Consider the following 17415-nt stretch of genomic DNA (forward strand, 5'->3'; position numbering starts at 1 on the left):
TCGGGCCCTACTCACCACATCCGCGACTCTTGACGGTCTCTGGACAGGGCGCATTTAGACCGTTTCGAGCAATGATGCAAGGCCACCTCTTGATTTTGGACAAGTTCGCGCAAGGCGGGTTGCTCTATGCAAGAGGAAGCACGAACAAACATGAGACAGATGCACATGACACTTACCAAACGCACCTTTCTGGTCAGCCTTGCGGCCCTGGCTGCTTTGCCCTCTGCCCTGTTGGCCGAAGGAGACTCGATCCTTGGAGAACAGGATTTCCGCCTGACCTTTACGTTCAACGGTCCCGAAGGAGAATCTGGCACCGTCGCCGTCGCGCCCGACGATGTGGTGAAAGCTGTGGATATGGGACCAAAATCTGGTCTGCCCTATCTTGCGGACATCGTCGCCACCGAAGCCGCGACCCAGATGGCGGGCTTTCCGGTTGATGAGACCCAAGCGCTGGAACTGATCGTGCGCGAAGGCTTGATCGGTGTTGCGCATGGTCGCGTGGCAATCCGTGATTTGCCCTTTGAGTTAAACGACGCCGGGTGGACCGGGGTTCTTTCCGTGACGCGCCCGGTATAACAAGCAGCGCACTCTGGTGCAGGACGACGTTAACACCGATGCGCCAGACTGCCCCACGGTTAACCACTGAAAAACGGATCCCGCCCCGATAAAAAGGGGCATTGCGATCTTGCTGGCTTTGCGGAGAAATCCGCTTTCGCACCGGGCAGACACCCGGCCTCGCGATCCGTCCCTTTGGCGGCCGCCATTTTTCAGACCCATAGCATACACACCACAATCAGGTTGCCCTGCCCGTCAGGCCGCAACTCGTTTGTCGTGGCCTGTGCACTCACAGTGTGATCGAACATCCTTTTCCGGCTTGTTAAGCGCCTTAGATGTCTTGCCCGCGCTTCAACAGTTCTTCCAGCAAATCGTTTTGCAATGCGCCACTGTCACCGGCGCCGAATTGCAGCAAACCACCGGTATAGAGCGTGCCATAGGTCTGGGCTGCATTCACCGTCTGTGCCACGCCTTCGATGAACTGGTCTCTTTCCAGCGGTGACAGAGGGTGAATGTATGTTGACCACAATACGCCGTTGGCAAGCGCATATCGCGCATCGAGCGCGCTATCAAAATTGGCTTGCATCATACGCCGCATCTCGTCGGCCTCTATCCCATCGGCTTCGCGGATCGGCGCCATAACTCGCATACGATCTGCAACCCGGTCTATTACCACGATCACATGCTGGCCGGAAATGCGCAGCTCAAACATGTCACCTCTGGGCTGAGCTTCAGGATCAAGCGTCAAAACAATGCGCCCCAGCCTCTCGTAGGTCATCGGCGGCTCCGACACGGTATCTTCGGCAAGGGCAGAAGTAGCGAGCAAAGAAAACAGAATAGCGATGAGGCGCATGGCGCGAACTCCTGAATGAGGTGATCTCAGGCTAGCCATGTCCTGTGAAACAAGCGAAACACACTGTGGTGAGGTCAAAGTGAGCAGGCAAACGCGCCGCGCGACCTACCCTCTTGCAGCTTTGATCGCGGACACGGCCATTTCGACCGCCTCTTCAATCGTCATCGTGCTGGTGTCGATCACCACAGCGTCTTCGGCCGGTTTCAGCGGCGCTTCAGCGCGGTCCATGTCTCGGGCATCACGTTCTTTGACATCAGCGAGAACCTGCGCCCGGCTCACATCCATGCCCTTGTCTGCCAATTCCAGATAGCGGCGTTCCGCGCGCACTTCGGCGCTGGCGGTGACGAACAACTTGGCCTCGGCGCTGGGGCAGATCACCGTGCCGATGTCGCGCCCATCCAGCACTGCCCCTCCGGCGCGGCGGGCAAAAGCACGCTGAAAATCTACCAGAGCAGCCCGGACTTCGGCAATCACCGCGACTTTGCTGGCGGCCTGTGCCACTTCGGGCGTTCTGAGGTGAAACCCCTCAAGATCTTCGGCCCGCAAAGACCCTGCAGCATCAATTGGATCGGTGCCATCCAGTGTCTTGGCGCCCACGGCGCGATACAACAGCCCTGTATCGAGATGGGCAAATCCGAAGTGCGCGGCAACCGCCTTGGAAATCGTACCTTTGCCAGCCGCAGCTGGCCCGTCGATGGCGATTGTAAAACGCATGAAATGCCTCGGGGTTGTGTCGGCCTTTTGTATCCCAAGAGCCGGTGCCCTTCGCAAGCCCTAACGCAGGGCGCGCCGCATCAGATGGGTCGAGGCCCCCAGCAAGAGCGCCACAAAACAGGTCATATGCCCCAACGACTTGCTCATGGTCAGAAAGCTGGCGACCTGAACCGTTGTTGAATCCAAGTCCGCCAAGGGGGTTTGCAACATGCCGGCGACAATGTGGTTTTCAAAGTAATCCGCAGCCGTCGCCATCAGGGCAACAAGGCCAAAGACCGTGCCCCAAGGGGGGCGCAGCGCCAGTTGCAACCCCAATACCAACGCCAAACCCAAGAGCGCCGGATAGGCGATATCCAGTTTCTGCTGCACATCCAGGTAAAAGGCACGGCCATCCTCGGTCAAAGCGCCAAGAAAGCCCTTGGCATCGCTCAGCGAATAGCCCATCGGGCGCATGTCAAAGGGCGCTTGGCCCGCGGCCTGATCTGCAATGAATGGCACTGACCACAGCGCCATCGTCAGATAAATCGCTGCGGCTGTAATGAAACTCAGCCAAAATGCGCGTTGCATTGTCCCCTCCCCGATTGACTTGGGGATCGCCTCGTCAGTCCAATCTGGACTGACCGATCTTGCGGATCATCATGACCAAGAGCAGGCCAAAAGCAACAAAAAGCGTGACGAACTTTGAGACCGTGTAGCTGCTGGCAAGACTTACAAGTGTCGGATTCGGTGGTGTTTTGAACGCCAATACCATGTCCGCGACCAAAGCATTTTCGCATAGGTCCATAACCGTGTAACTCGCCGGGGCGACCAAAAGGATCACGCGCGACCAGGGATGAAGGGTACGTGTCAGCCCCCAGCACACCCAACCCATCCAAAGCCCAAACAACACTGGAAACAGGGTGTCGACCCGGCGCAACAACCCGGTGTAGAGCGCGGCCTTGTCCTCATTCAACAGTGACAGATATTGCGCCGCGTCCTGCACCGAATACCCCAAAGGCCTCAGGTCAAATGGCTGCAGTTTTTCAGGCCCTAGAACCAGATGCGCCATGCCAACACCCACCAAAAGCGCATAAGTCGCCGCGGTAACCACCGTCAGCGCACTTAGCGTCTTGGTATAGCGTGTCACGCAGATGTCCGCGTGATCTTGGCCCCCAACGCGTCCATCAAGGGTTCAAAAATCGGAAACGAGGTCGCAATCGGGCCGCCATCGTCCACGCTCACCGGGTTCTGCGTGGCCATGCCAAGGATCATGAACGACATGGCAATGCGGTGATCCAGATGGCTGGCACAGGTGGCGCCCCCCGGCACATTGCCGTGGCCGAGACCAATCACGGTCCACCAGTCTTCGCCCTCATCCACGTCAACGCCATTGGCGCGCAACCCCGAGGCCATCGCCTCGATGCGGTCGCTTTCCTTGACGCGCAACTCTTTGACGCCCTTCATCACGGTGTTGCCCTTGGCAAAGGCTGCAACCACGGACAGAACGGGGTATTCGTCAATCATGCTGGCGGCGCGCGCCGGATCAACCTCGATCCCCTTCAGATCTGGCGAAAAGCGCGCACGCAGATCGGCAACAGGCTCGCCGCCTTCTTCACGCTCATTTTCATAAACCAGATCCGCCCCCATCTCGCGCAGCGTGGCGAACAGGCCAGCGCGTGTGGGGTTCAACCCGATGTTGGGCACCAGAACATCCGAGCCGGGTGTGATCACCGCGGCACAGACCGGAAACGCCGCCGAAGACGGGTCACGCGGCACGACAATGGTTTGTGGCTTCAACTCGGGCTGCCCGGTCAGGGTAATCACCCGGCCCTCGTCCGTGGCCTCGGTGGTGATCGTGGCGCCGAAACCCGCCAACATGCGTTCTGTGTGATCGCGCGTGGCCTCTTTTTCGATCACGACGGTCTGGCCGGGGGCATTCAAACCTGCCAACAGCACCGCAGATTTCACCTGCGCCGAGGGCATCGGCACGACATAGCGCACCGGAACCGGATTGGCCGCGCCGACGATGGTCATCGGCAAACGCCCCCCTTCGCGGCCCACGGACTGCGCCCCAAACAGCGCGATCGGGTCAGTGACACGTGCCATCGGGCGTTTGTTCAGACTGGCATCCCCGGTAAAGGTTGCCGTGATGCCCGTGGTTGCCATCGCGCCCATGATCAGACGCACGCCGGTGCCCGAATTGCCGCAATCAATCACGTTGTCAGGCTCGGCGAAGCCGCCAACACCAACGCCCTGCACGCTCCATTCACCACCGCCATGATCCGTCACTTCGGCCCCAAAGGCCCGCATGGCCTTGGCCGTATCAAGCACGTCTTCGCCTGCCAACAAGCCGGTGATGCGGGTTTCGCCAACCGCCATCGCGCCAAGGATCAAAGACCGGTGCGAGATTGACTTGTCTCCTGGCACATGGGCCTCACCCGTCAGGGGGCCGCAGGCCTGTGATGTCATGGGAATCGGGGTGCCGTGGCCAGACATGGAAACTTCCTCTCAGATTGCCAAAACCTGTTAGCGCAGACACCCGCCCACGTAAATGCGCGAATTGCCCTTCATTTTGGCAGAAATACTCCGGGGTGAATTGGTGCCGGACTTGCTCCGGGGCCAAGAGGGGCAGCGCCCCTTACGCCCTTACGTCTTGCGAAAGGTCAGATAATGCGGGGTACGCCCCTCGCGAAAGGCCTTTTGCTCATACCGGGTTGAAATCCAATCCTCCCACGGCGCGCGCCAATCCTGCGGGCCTTCCGCCAGCCATTCAAACCCATGACCCGGCACTTGTTCCAGCGTTTGTCGCACATAGTCGGGAATATCGGTTGCCACGCGAAAGATCGCGCCACGTTTCAACACACGTGCCAGCGGCTCAAGATGCTCAGGCGTGACAAACCGGCGACGGTGATGGCGCTTTTTGGGCCAGGGATCGGGATAGAGTAGAAACGCACGTGAGATACTCTGGTCCGGCAACACGTCAAACATGTCCCGCACATCGCCGGGATGCACCCGAACGTTCTGTGCCTCTGCCTGACGGATCTTGCCCAACAACATGGCCACACCGTTGATATAAGGCTCGCACCCTATGATGCCGACATCGGGGTTTTCCACCGCCTGGTGCACCATGTGTTCACCCCCGCCAAATCCGATCTCAAGCCAGACATCACGATCGCCAAACAAACCCGTCAGGTCCAAAGGCGTGCGCTCGGGGTTTTCCTCCCAGCCAACCGCGCCGGGAGAGAACTTGGCCAGATCTTCGTCGAGATAGCCTTCTTGCGACTTGCGCAGGCCCTTGCCTTTGAAGCGGCCATAAAAGTTGCGCCACGGCGCGCCGGAAGGATGGTGGTCTTCAGTCATGGGTCTATCCGTTGGTGATCCGGCGCCATGTGCCTGCTTGTGCGTCCGGCGTCAAGTTTTGCCAAAGATCCTACGTAAAACGAACATGCCGGGAATGGTGACGATATACATAGTGATCCCATAAAGTGCGGCTGGCACTGCAAACTCCGGAATGCCACCGCTTTGCGCCACCAGTCCCGCCACCGTGATGCCAAGCGCCGCGTTCTGCACGCCCATTTCCACCGAGATACACAAGCCATCGCCGCCCGACAGCCCGACCACACGGGCGATCAGAACCCCAAGGATCAACAACAGCGCGTTCATCCCGACCAACAGCGGACCCAAATGACCAATGTTGTCGAGGAACAATTGCCAGTTCGTGGCCAGAGCGGCGATCACGATCACAACGAACAACACCAGGGCCACGGTCGAAACCGTGTTTTCCGTGCGATCAGCAAAGTCTCGCGCCACGAACCGCAATAACAGCCCGATCAGAACCGGCACGGCGGTGATGGCAAACATCGACACCGCAATGCCCGTCACGTTGATCTCAACAGCCGCCTCCCCAAGAAAGACGCCGGCGGCCCAGTCAATCAGGATCGGCACCGTCAGCACCGACAACAGGCTCACCACAGCCGTCAGCGTTATCGACAAAGCGACGGTGCCGCCTGCCAGTTTTGTCAGGATGTTCGACGTGACGCCACCCGGACAAAATGCAAGGATCATCACCCCAAAGGCCAGCGCGGGAGGCAGGCTCACCAGCCGCAAAAGCAAGAAAGCAACCGCGGGAACCGCGATGATTTGCAGGACCATGCCCGTCAGAGCTGCGCGCGGCATCGCCAGGACCCGACCAAAGTCGGCAAACGTCAGCCCGAAGCCCAGTGAAAACATGATGAACGCCAGCGAAAGCGGCAGTGCCACATCAATCAGCATAAAAATCCCTCCCAGTTCGCCGGGTCAGACTGGCACAAGACAAAAAAAAGACCAAAGCTTTCGTTACGGAAAGCCTGGTCCGATTGTGTCGTGAACAAGCGGTTTGGAAACCGCTTGCGTCAGACAGCGTTTTTCAACACGTCGACAAGGTCAGTCTTTTCCCAGCTAAACCCGCCATCCGCAGAGGGTTCACGGCCAAAGTGGCCATAAGCCGCGGTGCGCTGATAGATCGGCTTGTTCATGCCCAGATGCTCGCGAATGCCGCGCGGGGTCAGGTCCATCGCGTTGCTCACGGCCTCTTCGATGGCGGCATCCGGCACTTGTCCGGTGCCATGCGTATCGGCATAGATCGACAGCGGTTTGGAGACGCCAATGGCATAAGACAGCTGGATCGTGCAGCGCTCGGCGAGACCTGCGGCGACAACGTTCTTGGCCAGATAGCGCGCCGCGTATGCGGCTGAACGGTCAACTTTTGTCGGGTCTTTGCCCGAGAACGCCCCACCACCGTGTGGTGCAGCGCCGCCATAGGTGTCGACGATGATCTTGCGACCTGTCAGGCCTGCATCTCCGTCTGGTCCACCAATGACGAATTTGCCAGTTGGGTTCACATGCCATTCGGTTGCTGCGGAAATCCAGCCCTCGGGCAGGGTTTCGCGGATGTAAGGCTCAACAACTGCGCGTACATCGTCAGAAGTCATTGACGCATCAAGGTGCTGGGTCGACAACACGATTGAGCTGACGCCCACCGGTTTGCCATCCTGGTACACAACAGAAAGCTGCGATTTGGCGTCGGGGCCCAATGTTGGCTCGGCGCCGGATTTGCGGACTTCTGCCAGTCGACGCAGGATGGCGTGGCTGTACTGGATCGGGGCCGGCATCAACGCGTCTGTCTCAGTGGTGGCGTAGCCGAACATGATGCCCTGATCGCCAGCGCCTTCGTCTTTCTCACCTGACGCATCCACGCCTTGTGCGATATGCGCGGATTGTTCGTGCAAGAGGTTGGTGACTTCGACCGTTTCGTGGTGAAACTTGTCCTGTTCATACCCGATGTCTTTGATACAGGCGCGGGCGATCTCTTCGATCCGCCCCATGTATTCGTGCAGCTTGTCCTTGTCAGACAGCCCCACCTCTCCGCCAATCACCACCCGGTTGGTTGTCGCAAAGGTTTCAGCGGCGACGCGGGCTTCGGGCTCTTCCGCCAGAAACGCATCAAGAACCGCGTCGGAAATCCGGTCACAGACCTTATCCGGGTGCCCCTCTGAAACAGATTCAGAGGTAAAAGTGTAGTTATTTCTGGCCATGAGGTGCTCCGATATATGTAACGCCGTCACGTCAGGAAGCCGTTGTGACGACAGATGACCCCTGCCTTACGCGCGGCATTTAAGAGGGTCAATCGGTTTCGCGACGCCGCCTCAGAAATAGTCCAAACAGTGTTGCCAAAAGGAATCCCGTAACCAGCCAGTCGCCTGTCATTGAATAAAGCGTTGGCGACTGGGGCGCTGGCAACGGCGCGTCGACAAAACCCTCGGTATTAAGCGCCAGCGAGGCGATGATGCGGCCTTGTGCGTCAATCACCGCTGACACGCCGGTGTTTGCCGCGCGCACCATCGGCAGCCCTTGCTCAATCGCACGCATGCGCGCCTGATCGAGATGTTGGAACGGGCCGGAAAACCGCCCGAACCAGGCATCATTGGTTAACTGCATCAGGAAATCGGGACGTTGCCCATCTGTGCGCATGTCCTGTGGAAAGACAGCTTCATAGCAGATCAGCGGCAAGGCATGCCCCAACCGCCCTACGTTCAATAGACGCGGCCCTGGCCCGGCGCTATACCCTCCGCCCTCGCGCGCGGCGAGGCCATGAATGCCGAACCGTGCCATCACATCGCCAAAGGGAACATATTCTCCGAAAGGCACCAGATGATGTTTGTCATGGATATCCGTCACGACCCCGGTGCCATCCAGCACCACGGCCGAGTTATAGATCCGCATCCCATCATAGCGGTTGAGACCGATCACAACGGTGGCACCGCGCGCGGCACGGGCAATAGCAGCACGTGTGTTTGTTGACCGGTCTAAAGAGGTGGGCACCGAGGTTTCCGGCCAGATTATCAGGTCCGGAATGGCCAGACCCGAGCGGGTCGAGCGCAGCGCCCGGTCAAAAAAGACCCGCATGTGATCCGGGTCCCACTTTTGATGCTGTGGCGCGTTGGGCTGCACCAATCGCACGATCCGCTCGTCGCTCTTGGATACTTCTGCTGCGGGCATAGGCCAGAGTGCGACGGCGATCGCAACGCCCCCCACCCCGGCAATCACCCGGCGCTGAGGCCAGCTGAGCACCGCGCTGACACTGGCAAAAAGCAAGAGGTTCACGCCATGAGGACCGACCCAGGCGCCCATCTGAGCCGCGAGCCCATTGATCAGCGCATAGACCGGCATCGCCCAGGGAAACCCCGTGAACACATAGGCCCGCAAGAGTTCGGCGCTGGCCAAGGTCAGAACCAACCCCCAACGCCCGACATTCAGCTTATGCGCAACACCAAAGGCTGCGCCCCAAAACAGTGCCAGACCACAACTCAGGAAAAGTAAGGCAAAGGGCGCCATCCAGCCGTGCCGGGCCAGATCCACCAAAAAGGGCTCGACGATCCAATTCAACGACACAACAAAGTAGCCAGAGCCAAAGGCCAACCCGGCGACAGTCGCTGCCCGCAGTGTCAAAAGGCGCGGAAAAACCCAAAACGCCGCCGCAAAACCGGCAAATGTCATGGCTGTCAGCGAAAACGGCGCATGGCCCAGCGCAGCAACTGCGCCGAAACACACCATCAAAGCCAAGCGCCGCCAGACGCCGCGCGCCTCAAACCAGCGCGCCAGCCCGTCAGGCATCCTGTGCCTCGGGGAACCTGACACGCAGCCGTTTTATCCGGCGTGGATCGGCATCGACGATCTCAAATTCGGTGCCATCGGGGTGGGCTACCACCTCGCCGCGTGCCGGGACATTGCCCGACAGGGTAAAGACCAGACCACCAAGCGTTTCAATATCCTCGGCATCCACTTCGGCATGGTCCGAGAGGTTGCGGCCAATCTCGGCCTCAAAGTCTTCGAGCGGGGTCTTGGCCTGTGCAAGATAGGCACCCGGCTTTTCCAACACCCAGAACTGGTCCTCTTCCAGATCGTGTTCGTCTTCGATCTCACCGATCACCTGTTCAATCAGGTCTTCGATGGTCACCAGACCGTCAACGCCGCCATATTCGTCGATCACCAACGCCATGTGACGGCGTTCGGACTGCATCTTGGTCAGCAATACGCCAATCGGCATCGAGGGCGGCACAAACAGCAACGGCCGCAGCATCTGGTCCATCACAAAGGCACCGCCCGAGCCGTTGAAGCCGTGTTTCAGCGCCACATCCTTGAGGTGGGCAAAGCCGATGGGCGTATCCAACGTGCCTTCGTAGACCGGCAAACGGGTCAAACCGGTTTCTCGAAACAGTTTAACCAATTCATCCTTGGTCACCGATGAAGGCACCGAGATGATATCCGCCTTGGGAATCGCAACATCCTCAACCCGCATTCTGCGCAGGTTGATCATGCCATGTGTCTGAGGACGGGGCGTGTGTGATGTCTCGGGCGAGGTGCTCTCGCCCAAATCGGACGGAGATAACGCTTTGACAATACGACCGAAAAAGCCGGTCTTGTGATGTGTGGGGGCCTCTGCCTGCGCGCTCAGCGCTGCGTTAGAGGATCCGTCGGAACTATCGCCCATTTTTCCTTTCCATTCAGGGGTTAATCCCCATGTTCTTCTCTATATGGGTCAGGAAGGCCCAATTTGCCAAGTATCGCCACCTCAATGCCTTCCATTAACGTGGCATCCTTGTCACGGATATGATCGTACCCCAAGAGATGCAGGACGCCGTGAATCACCAGATGCAGGACGTGATCGGCCAGGGGCTTGCCCGCCTCAAGCGCCTCGCGTGTGCAGGTTTCAAGGGCAATGGCAATGTCGCCCAACTCGGTGTCGTCGCCAAAGATGTCGGGTTCCGGTGTTGCCGGTGTGTCCCCTTCGTGCGGCGCGGCCAAGTCCTGCGCAGGCCAGCTGAGGACATTTGTTGGCGTGGACTTGCCGCGAAATTCGGTGTTCAGCTCTGCAATGCGCGCATCATCACAGGCCAGAATAGAGACCAGCCAATCGGACGGCTGCAAGGCAAGATGTGCCAGGGTTTCGCCAATCGCTGTCTCTGCCAGAGCGTCAAACCCCGCGCCCTGCCATCCCGCAGCCTCATATGTGATCTCGATCGTCATGTCGGCACAGTATCCTGCAGATGGGTCAGTCTCAATCCGGTTTGCCCGACGTTCCGCCGGGCTAAGGCAGGGGCAGCCCCTGCACCGCAGTCCAAAGCGGGCGGCCAGCCCCTCCGTCACCGAAGAAGAGGTCTCTTGCGGAAGAGCATTACAGCTGCGCCAGTTTCACTTGGGCTCTGACGCCACCAGCGGTGCCGGAGTCGCGAAAACTTAGCCGTCATCCCGCGCGCGTTTGTCCGCCCTGTTTGCCAAGGCGCGTTGGGCATCGGCGTCATAAGCTTCGATGATCGCCGCCACGAGTGGGTGGCGCACCACGTCTTTTGCGGTGAAATAATTGAAGCTGATACCGTCAACGTGATCCAGCAGGCGTTCGGCGTCTTTCAGTCCAGACGGCACGCCCCGCGGCAGGTCGATCTGACTGCGGTCGCCAGTGATAACCATGCGGCTGCCTTCGCCTAGGCGCGTGAGGAACATCTTCATCTGCATGGTGGTGGCGTTCTGCGCCTCGTCCAGAACCACGAAGGCATTGGCCAGCGTGCGCCCGCGCATGAAGGCAAGCGGCGCGATTTCGATGCGTTTTTCTTCGATCAGTTTGGCCAGTTGTTTGCCCGGCAGAAAGTCGTTCAGCGCGTCATAAAGCGGCTGCATGTATGGGTCGACTTTGTCTTTCATGTCACCGGGTAGATACCCCAGCTTTTCGCCGGCCTCGACCGCTGGTCGGCTGAGGATGATGCGATCGACATGGCCGCCAATGAACATGCTGACGCCAGCCGCCACCGCAAGGTATGTCTTGCCCGTCCCCGCCGGACCGATGCCAAAGGCCAGTTCGTTGTTGAACAGCGACATCACATAGGCCTTTTGGGCCTCAGTGCGCGGCTCAACCAGTTTTTTGCGGGTCTTGATCTCGACTGTGCCGCCCTTGAACATCTCAAGCTGATCGCCATCGCGTGCACCGGTGCCCTCTTCAGAGCCACCCATGCGAATCTCGCGGTCAATATCGGCGCTTTCAACGTCTTTGCCCGCCTCGAGCCGCTCATAAAGTGCCTGTAGCACCTCATGCGCTTCAAGCCGCGCTCCAGTCTCGCCGTGAATCGCCAGTTGGTTGCCGCGCCGGACAATCTGGACCGAGAGTTTCTGTTCGATATCTGCAAGGTTGCGGTCATATTCACCGCACAGGTCGATCAGCAATCTGTTATCGGGAAATTCAATCAGCGTTTCCGTGATTTTTTCCGATGCGGGCGGTGGGGTCAGGGCACCTGTGGCCAATCAACTCTCCTGCTCAACTGAGTCTCTTTGGGAAATGGTGCCAAGTTGCAGGCAGAGGTGCAAGCGGTGTGTTGGACAATTTCACGCCCTTGTCACGAAAAAGACCGCGCGGTCACCCCACGCGGTCCAAATTTCTGGCATGAGCCGACGATCAGATCTGATCTTTGAAGGCCGAATTCTCTTTGAAAGGTCCGGTTGCGACACCCGGAGGTGCAGCGCCGGAACAAACCGGTTTGCCGTACTTGTCGAGACGCTGCGAGAGGTATCCCTCAAGCCCGTCATCGATGATCCAGTGATCGCAGCCGTTGGGGTCCACCCAGATACCGGCTGTCATCGAACTCAGGTGGTCGCTGTCGAACCCGCGGTCCACCGTCTTGTCAACTTTGTTGTCGCTGCAGGCTGAAATGGCTGCAACGGCACTCAGGAGAACAATACCTCGAACAATTTTCATGGCGTTTCCCCTCAGCGAATGCAGATGATTTCAACACGACGGTTTTCGGCCATGCCAGAGGCGCTGCGGTTGGACGCCCGCGGCATCCGCTCGCCATACCCGCGGACATCAATAACGCGCGCGCCGGTAGAACGTGCCACCTTGGCCACTTCGTTGGCGCGATTATAGCTGAGCCGCATGTTGTATGCATCCGAAGCGCGGCTGTCGGTGTGACCCGCGATGATAAAGGCCGACGCGGTGGCGTCGTTAAAGAACTGCGCCAGCTTTTGGCGGTTGGCCGAGTTGATCCCGTAGCGATCCGTTGCGAAGAACTGGTCCGAGTTCATCACGCCGCAGACGTTTCCGCGCCGACATACCGGAATACCCTGACGCGTCACATGCGGGGTCATATAGCCCTCGGCGCCATCATCCATCACCCAATGCTCGCACCCATCAGGATCCACCCAGATCGTTGGAATGTACTCTTGCCCCACAACGGTGCGTTGTGTCTGTGCTGCCACAGGCTCGGCAAAGGAAACCAGCGCCATACAAATCGCAGCAAGCCCCCAAACTACGGCCCGGGCGCGCTTGATCTTTTTGTTCGCCACAGCAACATCCTCTGCCATTGATTCCAAGGTGCAAGAGGGGCATTTGCTGCCACTTCGCCCAATATGAAATATGACGATACTCTAACGAATTTGGCGGGTGTGTGAAGGAAAATTCACTATACTTGGTGTCGGAATGTGTCATATCCGTGGCGTCGCGCGCGGATACCCGGACCAAAAGCCGTCATTATCCAATCCAAGCAGACAACAATCTGATGAGCGTCAAATTGTTTCTAAACACCGATCAATCGCGAATCGGCACGCCAGCGAGCGAGTTTGTCCCACTTTCGGCGATTCTCACCTTTTTGAGGTCTCCGATCTGCGCATCAGACCCGGTAACATGCACCGCATGCAGATACTCGGATTTGCCTACCATCTGGCCCGGCAAGCGACCCGGCTTTTCAAACAGCACGCGAACCTCGCGACCGACCATGCTGTCTTGAATGGCGCGCTGCTGCTGGGTGATCAATGCCTGCAAACGATAGAGCCGATCCGTGGCTTCCGCATCGTCCACCAACGCACGCTCGGCCGCGGGTGTTCCGGGACGCGACGAGTATTTGAAACTGAACGCCTGCCCGTATTTCACCTCTTCGATCAGGTCCATCGTATCCTGAAAATCGGCTTCGGTTTCTTCCGGGAACCCAACGATGAAATCCCCTGACAACAGGATATCGGGGCGTGCCGCACGAATGCGCTCGATCAGGCGCAGATAGCTGTCGCGATCATGGCTGCGGTTCATGCGTTTGAGGATTTTGTCGCTGCCGGATTGGACCGGCAGATGCAGATAGGGCATCAGCTTGTCACAGGTGCCGTGGGCGTCGATCAGATCATCCGACATGTCATTGGGGTGGCTGGTGGTGAAACGAATACGTTCCAACCCGTCAACCTTATCGAGCTCCCAGATCAACTGGGCCAGTGACCTTGAATCTCCGCTGGTGGATGCGCCGTGATAGGCATTCACGTTCTGGCCCAGCAGGGTGATCTCACGCACCCCGCGCTCGACCAGATCGCGGGCCTCGGTCAGGATGCGATCCACCGGGCGGCTCACTTCGGCACCGCGCGTATAGGGCACCACGCAAAAGGCGCAAAACTTGTCGCAGCCCTCTTGCACGGTGAGGAACGCCGTGGGTCCACGTTTGGCCTTTGGGCGATGCTTCAGTTTCTCGAACTTGTCCTCTTCGGGAAAGTCCGTGTCCAAAGCCTTGGCGCCCTCTTGGGTCTTGGCCTCCATTTCGGGCAGACGATGATAGGCTTGCGGGCCAACCACCAGATCCACCAAAGGCTGACGGCGCATGATCTCTTCGCCCTCAGCCTGCGCCACGCACCCTGCAACCCCAATCTTGAGGTCAGGTTTCTCAGCTTTCAGCCCCTTGAAGCGGCCCAGCTCGGAATAGACCTTTTCAGCGGCCTTTTCACGGATGTGGCAGGTGTTCAGCAGGATCATATCCGCATCATCTGCGCTGTCCGTGGTCTCATAGCCAGCCCCGCCCATAGCCTCGGCCATACGCTCGCTGTCATAGACGTTCATCTGACAGCCATAGGTTTTGATATAGAGCTTTTTCGTATCGGCCATGTGCCCGGTCCCGTCGCGGTTTCAGGGCGCCTGACTACATCAAAACCTGTGTGGCTTGCAATGCACACAAAATTGAAAGACTCTGGCGCCTAAAAGGGCAGATCAAGTCATGAAATACGCATCCGTATCCGAGCTTTTGAAGGACGCACAACGCCAGCTGGCCAAGGGGCCAGTGGCAATGGTGTTTGTCGAGGACGATGTTGAAGTCGACACCACCCTGCGTCACCACCTTGAATTGGGGTTTCGCAAGGTCGTGTGTTTCATACCGCCTGCGTTCGAGCTGGACGAAGATCTCGAGGCCGAGATACTGCGCGTGGATATGAACAATCCGACGTCGGGCACGATGGTCGAAACTGTGAATCAGGTGATCAATGCCGCGCCGGGCATCTGGCTATACTATTGTTTTAACGCCGAATACCTTTTCTTTCCCTTCTGCGAGAGCCGCACCGTGGGCGAGATGATCGCGTTTCACACAGAGGAACGGCGCGACTCGATGCTGACCTATGTGGTGGATCTCTATGCCGAAAACCTGTCGGCGCATCCGATGGCGGTGTCACTGGAAAACGCCCATCTGGATCGCTCTGGCTATTATGCACTGGCGCGCAAAGACGCCAACAACAACTACCACCCCAAGGAACGCCAGTTGGACTTCTACGGAGGGCTGCGCTGGCGGTTCGAAGAGCATGTTCCTTACGAGAAGCGCAAGATTGACCGGATTTCACTGTTTCTCAGCAAACCCGGCCTGAAGCTTTTGCCCGACTTCACGTTTAACGACGAAGAGTACAACACCTACAGTTGCGAGTGGCACCACAATCTGACGGCGGCCGTCTGTTCCTTCCGCACCGCCAAGGCGCTCAAGCAAAACCCCGGCAGCCGCGACGCCATCCACTCGTTTTCCTGGCACAACTCGGTGCCCTTTGAATGGCACTCGCGTCAATTGCTAGACCTCGGGCTGATGGAGCCGGGGCAGTGGTTTTAGGGTAAGGCAGATGTCTGTATTGTGGGACAAACCTGCCGTTCACATAGATTTGGTCGAGGGCCGGTTTCTTGTGTAATTTGCCAGACCAGTCCATCATTAAGCTGAAAAACTCGAGATCGCGCTGATAGCTGCGCTAGTATCTTGCAGTGATTTGCTTAAGAAGGGATGGATTGATGGTCAAACCTGAAATACGGCGTGCGAGAAAGTCAGACGCTGCGTTCCTTGGACCATTGGTGGACAGAGCATCCGAAGGTTTGGCTTCGCATCTATGGGCAACGCTTGCAGAAGTCGGGCAAAGTGCCGAAGACTTTGGGCTTGAGCGCATCCAAAGTGAAGACGCAGGAATATCCTATACAAACGCGTGGGTTGCCGAGATCGAAGGCCCCCCGCTAGGGTGTTTGATCGCATACCAAAAGCCTGAAGTTCCCGAAGAATTGGCAAGTGATGTCTCTCCGCTCTTTGAACCGCTGATGGTACTTGAGCGCGAGGCTTATGCTACAGGCTATGTGTTTGTTCTCTCGACGGTGTGCCACGCCAGAGGCCAGGGCATTGGGTCATCCTTACTAACCTTTGCAGAAAGATATCGTGGGTCGCGTGGAATGAGTCTGATTGTGGCGGACAACAACACCGGCGCACGCAAATTGTATGAACGACACGGTTACGAGGTTTGTGCAAGGCAGCCCATGCAGAAAAATGGCTGGGAAAGTGAAGGCGAGGAATGGTTGCTCATGATCAAGCCGGTTTCACGGTGACTGCATACCCATCCACCCATAATTCCGCCTAATGGTCATTCGGTCACGCTGCAAGATTTTACACAATGGACTCCAAACAGCCCCCTGGATTGACCGCGCGTTGACCCTACATCCCGACCAAGACCGCCCCTTCCCGACCGCCCCGCGCAACGGCGTCGTGGGCCTGAGCAGTGTCTGACACCCCATAGACCTCCGCGATTGGGATCGACAGCCCACCCTCGGCCAGCGCAGCGTGCAATTTGTCGATGCACATCTCTCGGTCAGCGTCTTCCTGAATGTAGATCAGAACCACGTCCAGCGTCAGGGCTTTGAACAGGATCGGTCCAAAGGCGATGGTGGGGGTCATATCCAGGCCCGAGCCATAGACCGCCACCCGTCCGTTGGGGCGCATCACGTCTGCCATCAAACCGATATTCAGGCCAAACTCTACCTCGACCCCCATGTCGACCAATGCGCCGTCATTGGCCGCGATGATCTGCGCCGCCAAGTCTTCGGCGCGGTAGTCCAGCACCACGTTGGCGCCGGCCGCTTTGATCCGGTCAAAGTCCCGTGGTGAGCCGGTTGCGATCACGCGTGCCCCTGCCCAATGCGCCAACTGCACCGCCAGATAGCCCACGGTTCCGCCACCACCGCTGATCAGCAGGGTTTTCCCCGCAACGCTGCCAGCACCGAACACCACCTGCGCCGCCGTGAGGCCCGGTATGCCCAGCACAGCGCCCGTCTCGAGGCTGACGGCATCAGGCAACCTCACGGCCTGTTCGGCGGGCAAAGCGATATACTCGGCGCAGGTGCCAAATGGACGTTGCCATTGACCATTCCAGATCCAGACCCGCTCACCCAGGCGCGCCGTGTCAACGCCCTCGCCCACAGCCTCGATCACCCCTGCCCCGTCGGAATGCGGGATAATGGCAGGAAACGCCGGCTTGGTTACACCGGGGCGCCTGCCTCCGCGGGCTTTGACGTCCGAAGGGTTCACGCCGGAAAACGCAACGCGCACCAGCACCTCACCCGGACCGGGATCAGGGCGGGACATATCCTCGATTGTCAGAACATCACTGGCCGCACCAAAGGCGCGATAGACCGCTGCTTTCATGGAAATCACCTGTTGTTTCACGCGCCATGCTGACACGACAAAAAAAGGGGC

General features: G+C 58.4%; 19 protein-coding genes and 1 riboswitch. Of the genes, 3 read left to right on the forward strand and 16 right to left on the reverse strand.

The window, feature by feature from the left end; translation table 11 throughout:
- The first annotated feature begins 165 nt into the window (after positions 1–165).
- Positions 166–576, forward strand: a complete 411-nt coding sequence (locus tag Q0932_RS09170; protein WP_299351616.1) for a hypothetical protein — start codon at positions 166–168, stop codon at positions 574–576.
- A 310-nt stretch (positions 577–886) separates the two neighbouring features.
- Here the strand turns inward: Q0932_RS09170 and Q0932_RS09175 are convergent, their stop codons facing one another.
- The 15 genes from Q0932_RS09175 to miaB form a co-directional block, all read right to left on the reverse strand.
- Entirely contained in the window at positions 887–1408 is a 522-nt protein-coding gene (locus tag Q0932_RS09175; RefSeq protein WP_299351618.1) for a type III secretion system chaperone, read from the reverse strand.
- Positions 1409–1513: 105 nt separating this feature from the next.
- The gene (cmk, locus tag Q0932_RS09180; RefSeq protein ID WP_299351620.1) at positions 1514–2122 is read right to left on the reverse strand and encodes a (d)CMP kinase; all 609 of its coding nucleotides are present in this window, start codon (positions 2120–2122) and stop codon (positions 1514–1516) included.
- Positions 2123–2182: 60 nt separating this feature from the next.
- Complete coding sequence (locus tag Q0932_RS09185) at positions 2183–2689, reverse strand: hypothetical protein (RefSeq protein WP_299351622.1); 507 nt, start codon at positions 2687–2689, stop codon at positions 2183–2185.
- A 34-nt stretch (positions 2690–2723) separates the two neighbouring features.
- The gene (locus Q0932_RS09190; RefSeq protein ID WP_299351625.1) at positions 2724–3248 is read right to left on the reverse strand and encodes a hypothetical protein; all 525 of its coding nucleotides are present in this window, start codon (positions 3246–3248) and stop codon (positions 2724–2726) included.
- Entirely contained in the window at positions 3245–4597 is a 1353-nt protein-coding gene (gene aroA / locus Q0932_RS09195; RefSeq protein ID WP_299351626.1) for a 3-phosphoshikimate 1-carboxyvinyltransferase, read from the reverse strand. Before aroA ends, Q0932_RS09190 begins: the two co-directional genes overlap by 4 nt.
- Positions 4598–4747: 150 nt before the next feature.
- Positions 4748–5461, reverse strand: a complete 714-nt coding sequence (gene trmB / locus Q0932_RS09200; protein ID WP_299351628.1) for a tRNA (guanosine(46)-N7)-methyltransferase TrmB — start codon at positions 5459–5461, stop codon at positions 4748–4750.
- 51 nt (positions 5462–5512) lie between these two features.
- The gene (locus Q0932_RS09205; protein WP_299351630.1) at positions 5513–6373 is read right to left on the reverse strand and encodes a bile acid:sodium symporter family protein; all 861 of its coding nucleotides are present in this window, start codon (positions 6371–6373) and stop codon (positions 5513–5515) included.
- Positions 6374–6492: 119 nt separating this feature from the next.
- A complete protein-coding gene (gene metK, locus Q0932_RS09210) occupies positions 6493–7674 on the reverse strand; it encodes a methionine adenosyltransferase (RefSeq protein ID WP_299351632.1) in 1182 nt (393 codons plus the stop codon).
- A gap of 4 nt (positions 7675–7678) precedes the next feature.
- Positions 7679–7728: riboswitch (SAM-SAH riboswitch) on the reverse strand.
- 34 nt (positions 7729–7762) lie between these two features.
- On the reverse strand, positions 7763–9253 hold the full coding sequence (gene lnt / locus Q0932_RS09215; RefSeq protein WP_299351634.1) for an apolipoprotein N-acyltransferase: 1491 nt from the start codon (positions 9251–9253) through the stop codon (positions 7763–7765).
- Positions 9246–10130, reverse strand: a complete 885-nt coding sequence (locus Q0932_RS09220) for a hemolysin family protein (RefSeq protein ID WP_299351636.1) — start codon at positions 10128–10130, stop codon at positions 9246–9248. Before Q0932_RS09220 ends, lnt begins: the two co-directional genes overlap by 8 nt.
- Before the next feature lie 20 nt (positions 10131–10150).
- Positions 10151–10666 (reverse strand): rRNA maturation RNase YbeY, encoded by a 516-nt coding sequence (ybeY, locus tag Q0932_RS09225; protein ID WP_299351638.1) that lies wholly within the window; start codon positions 10664–10666, stop codon positions 10151–10153.
- A 210-nt stretch (positions 10667–10876) separates the two neighbouring features.
- A complete protein-coding gene (locus Q0932_RS09230; protein ID WP_299351640.1) occupies positions 10877–11932 on the reverse strand; it encodes a PhoH family protein in 1056 nt (351 codons plus the stop codon).
- A 151-nt stretch (positions 11933–12083) separates the two neighbouring features.
- On the reverse strand, positions 12084–12383 hold the full coding sequence (locus Q0932_RS09235; RefSeq protein WP_299351642.1) for a hypothetical protein: 300 nt from the start codon (positions 12381–12383) through the stop codon (positions 12084–12086).
- 11 nt (positions 12384–12394) lie between these two features.
- Positions 12395–12910 carry an OmpA family protein gene (locus tag Q0932_RS09240; RefSeq protein ID WP_299351981.1) on the reverse strand — a complete coding sequence of 172 codons (516 nt, stop codon included), beginning with the start codon at positions 12908–12910 and terminating at the stop codon, positions 12395–12397.
- Positions 12911–13211: 301 nt separating this feature from the next.
- Positions 13212–14540 carry a tRNA (N6-isopentenyl adenosine(37)-C2)-methylthiotransferase MiaB gene (gene miaB, locus Q0932_RS09245; protein WP_299351644.1) on the reverse strand — a complete coding sequence of 443 codons (1329 nt, stop codon included), beginning with the start codon at positions 14538–14540 and terminating at the stop codon, positions 13212–13214.
- Positions 14541–14649: 109 nt separating this feature from the next.
- On the opposite strand from miaB, the gene Q0932_RS09250 reads away from it, so the two are divergent.
- Both Q0932_RS09250 and Q0932_RS09255 read left to right on the forward strand, forming a co-directional pair.
- Positions 14650–15519: a hypothetical protein gene (locus tag Q0932_RS09250; protein WP_299351646.1), complete on the forward strand. Its 870-nt coding sequence runs from the start codon at positions 14650–14652 to the stop codon at positions 15517–15519.
- Positions 15520–15692: 173 nt separating this feature from the next.
- Complete coding sequence (locus Q0932_RS09255; RefSeq protein ID WP_299351648.1) at positions 15693–16271, forward strand: GNAT family N-acetyltransferase; 579 nt, start codon at positions 15693–15695, stop codon at positions 16269–16271.
- Between the two features lie 106 nt (positions 16272–16377).
- Here Q0932_RS09255 and Q0932_RS09260 read toward each other — a convergent pair whose 3' ends face one another.
- The gene (locus Q0932_RS09260) at positions 16378–17364 is read right to left on the reverse strand and encodes an NADPH:quinone reductase (protein ID WP_299351650.1); all 987 of its coding nucleotides are present in this window, start codon (positions 17362–17364) and stop codon (positions 16378–16380) included.
- Positions 17365–17415 lie beyond the last annotated feature (51 nt).

Source organism: uncultured Shimia sp. (assembly GCF_947498095.1).
Taxonomy (GTDB): Bacteria; Pseudomonadota; Alphaproteobacteria; order Rhodobacterales; family Rhodobacteraceae; genus Shimia.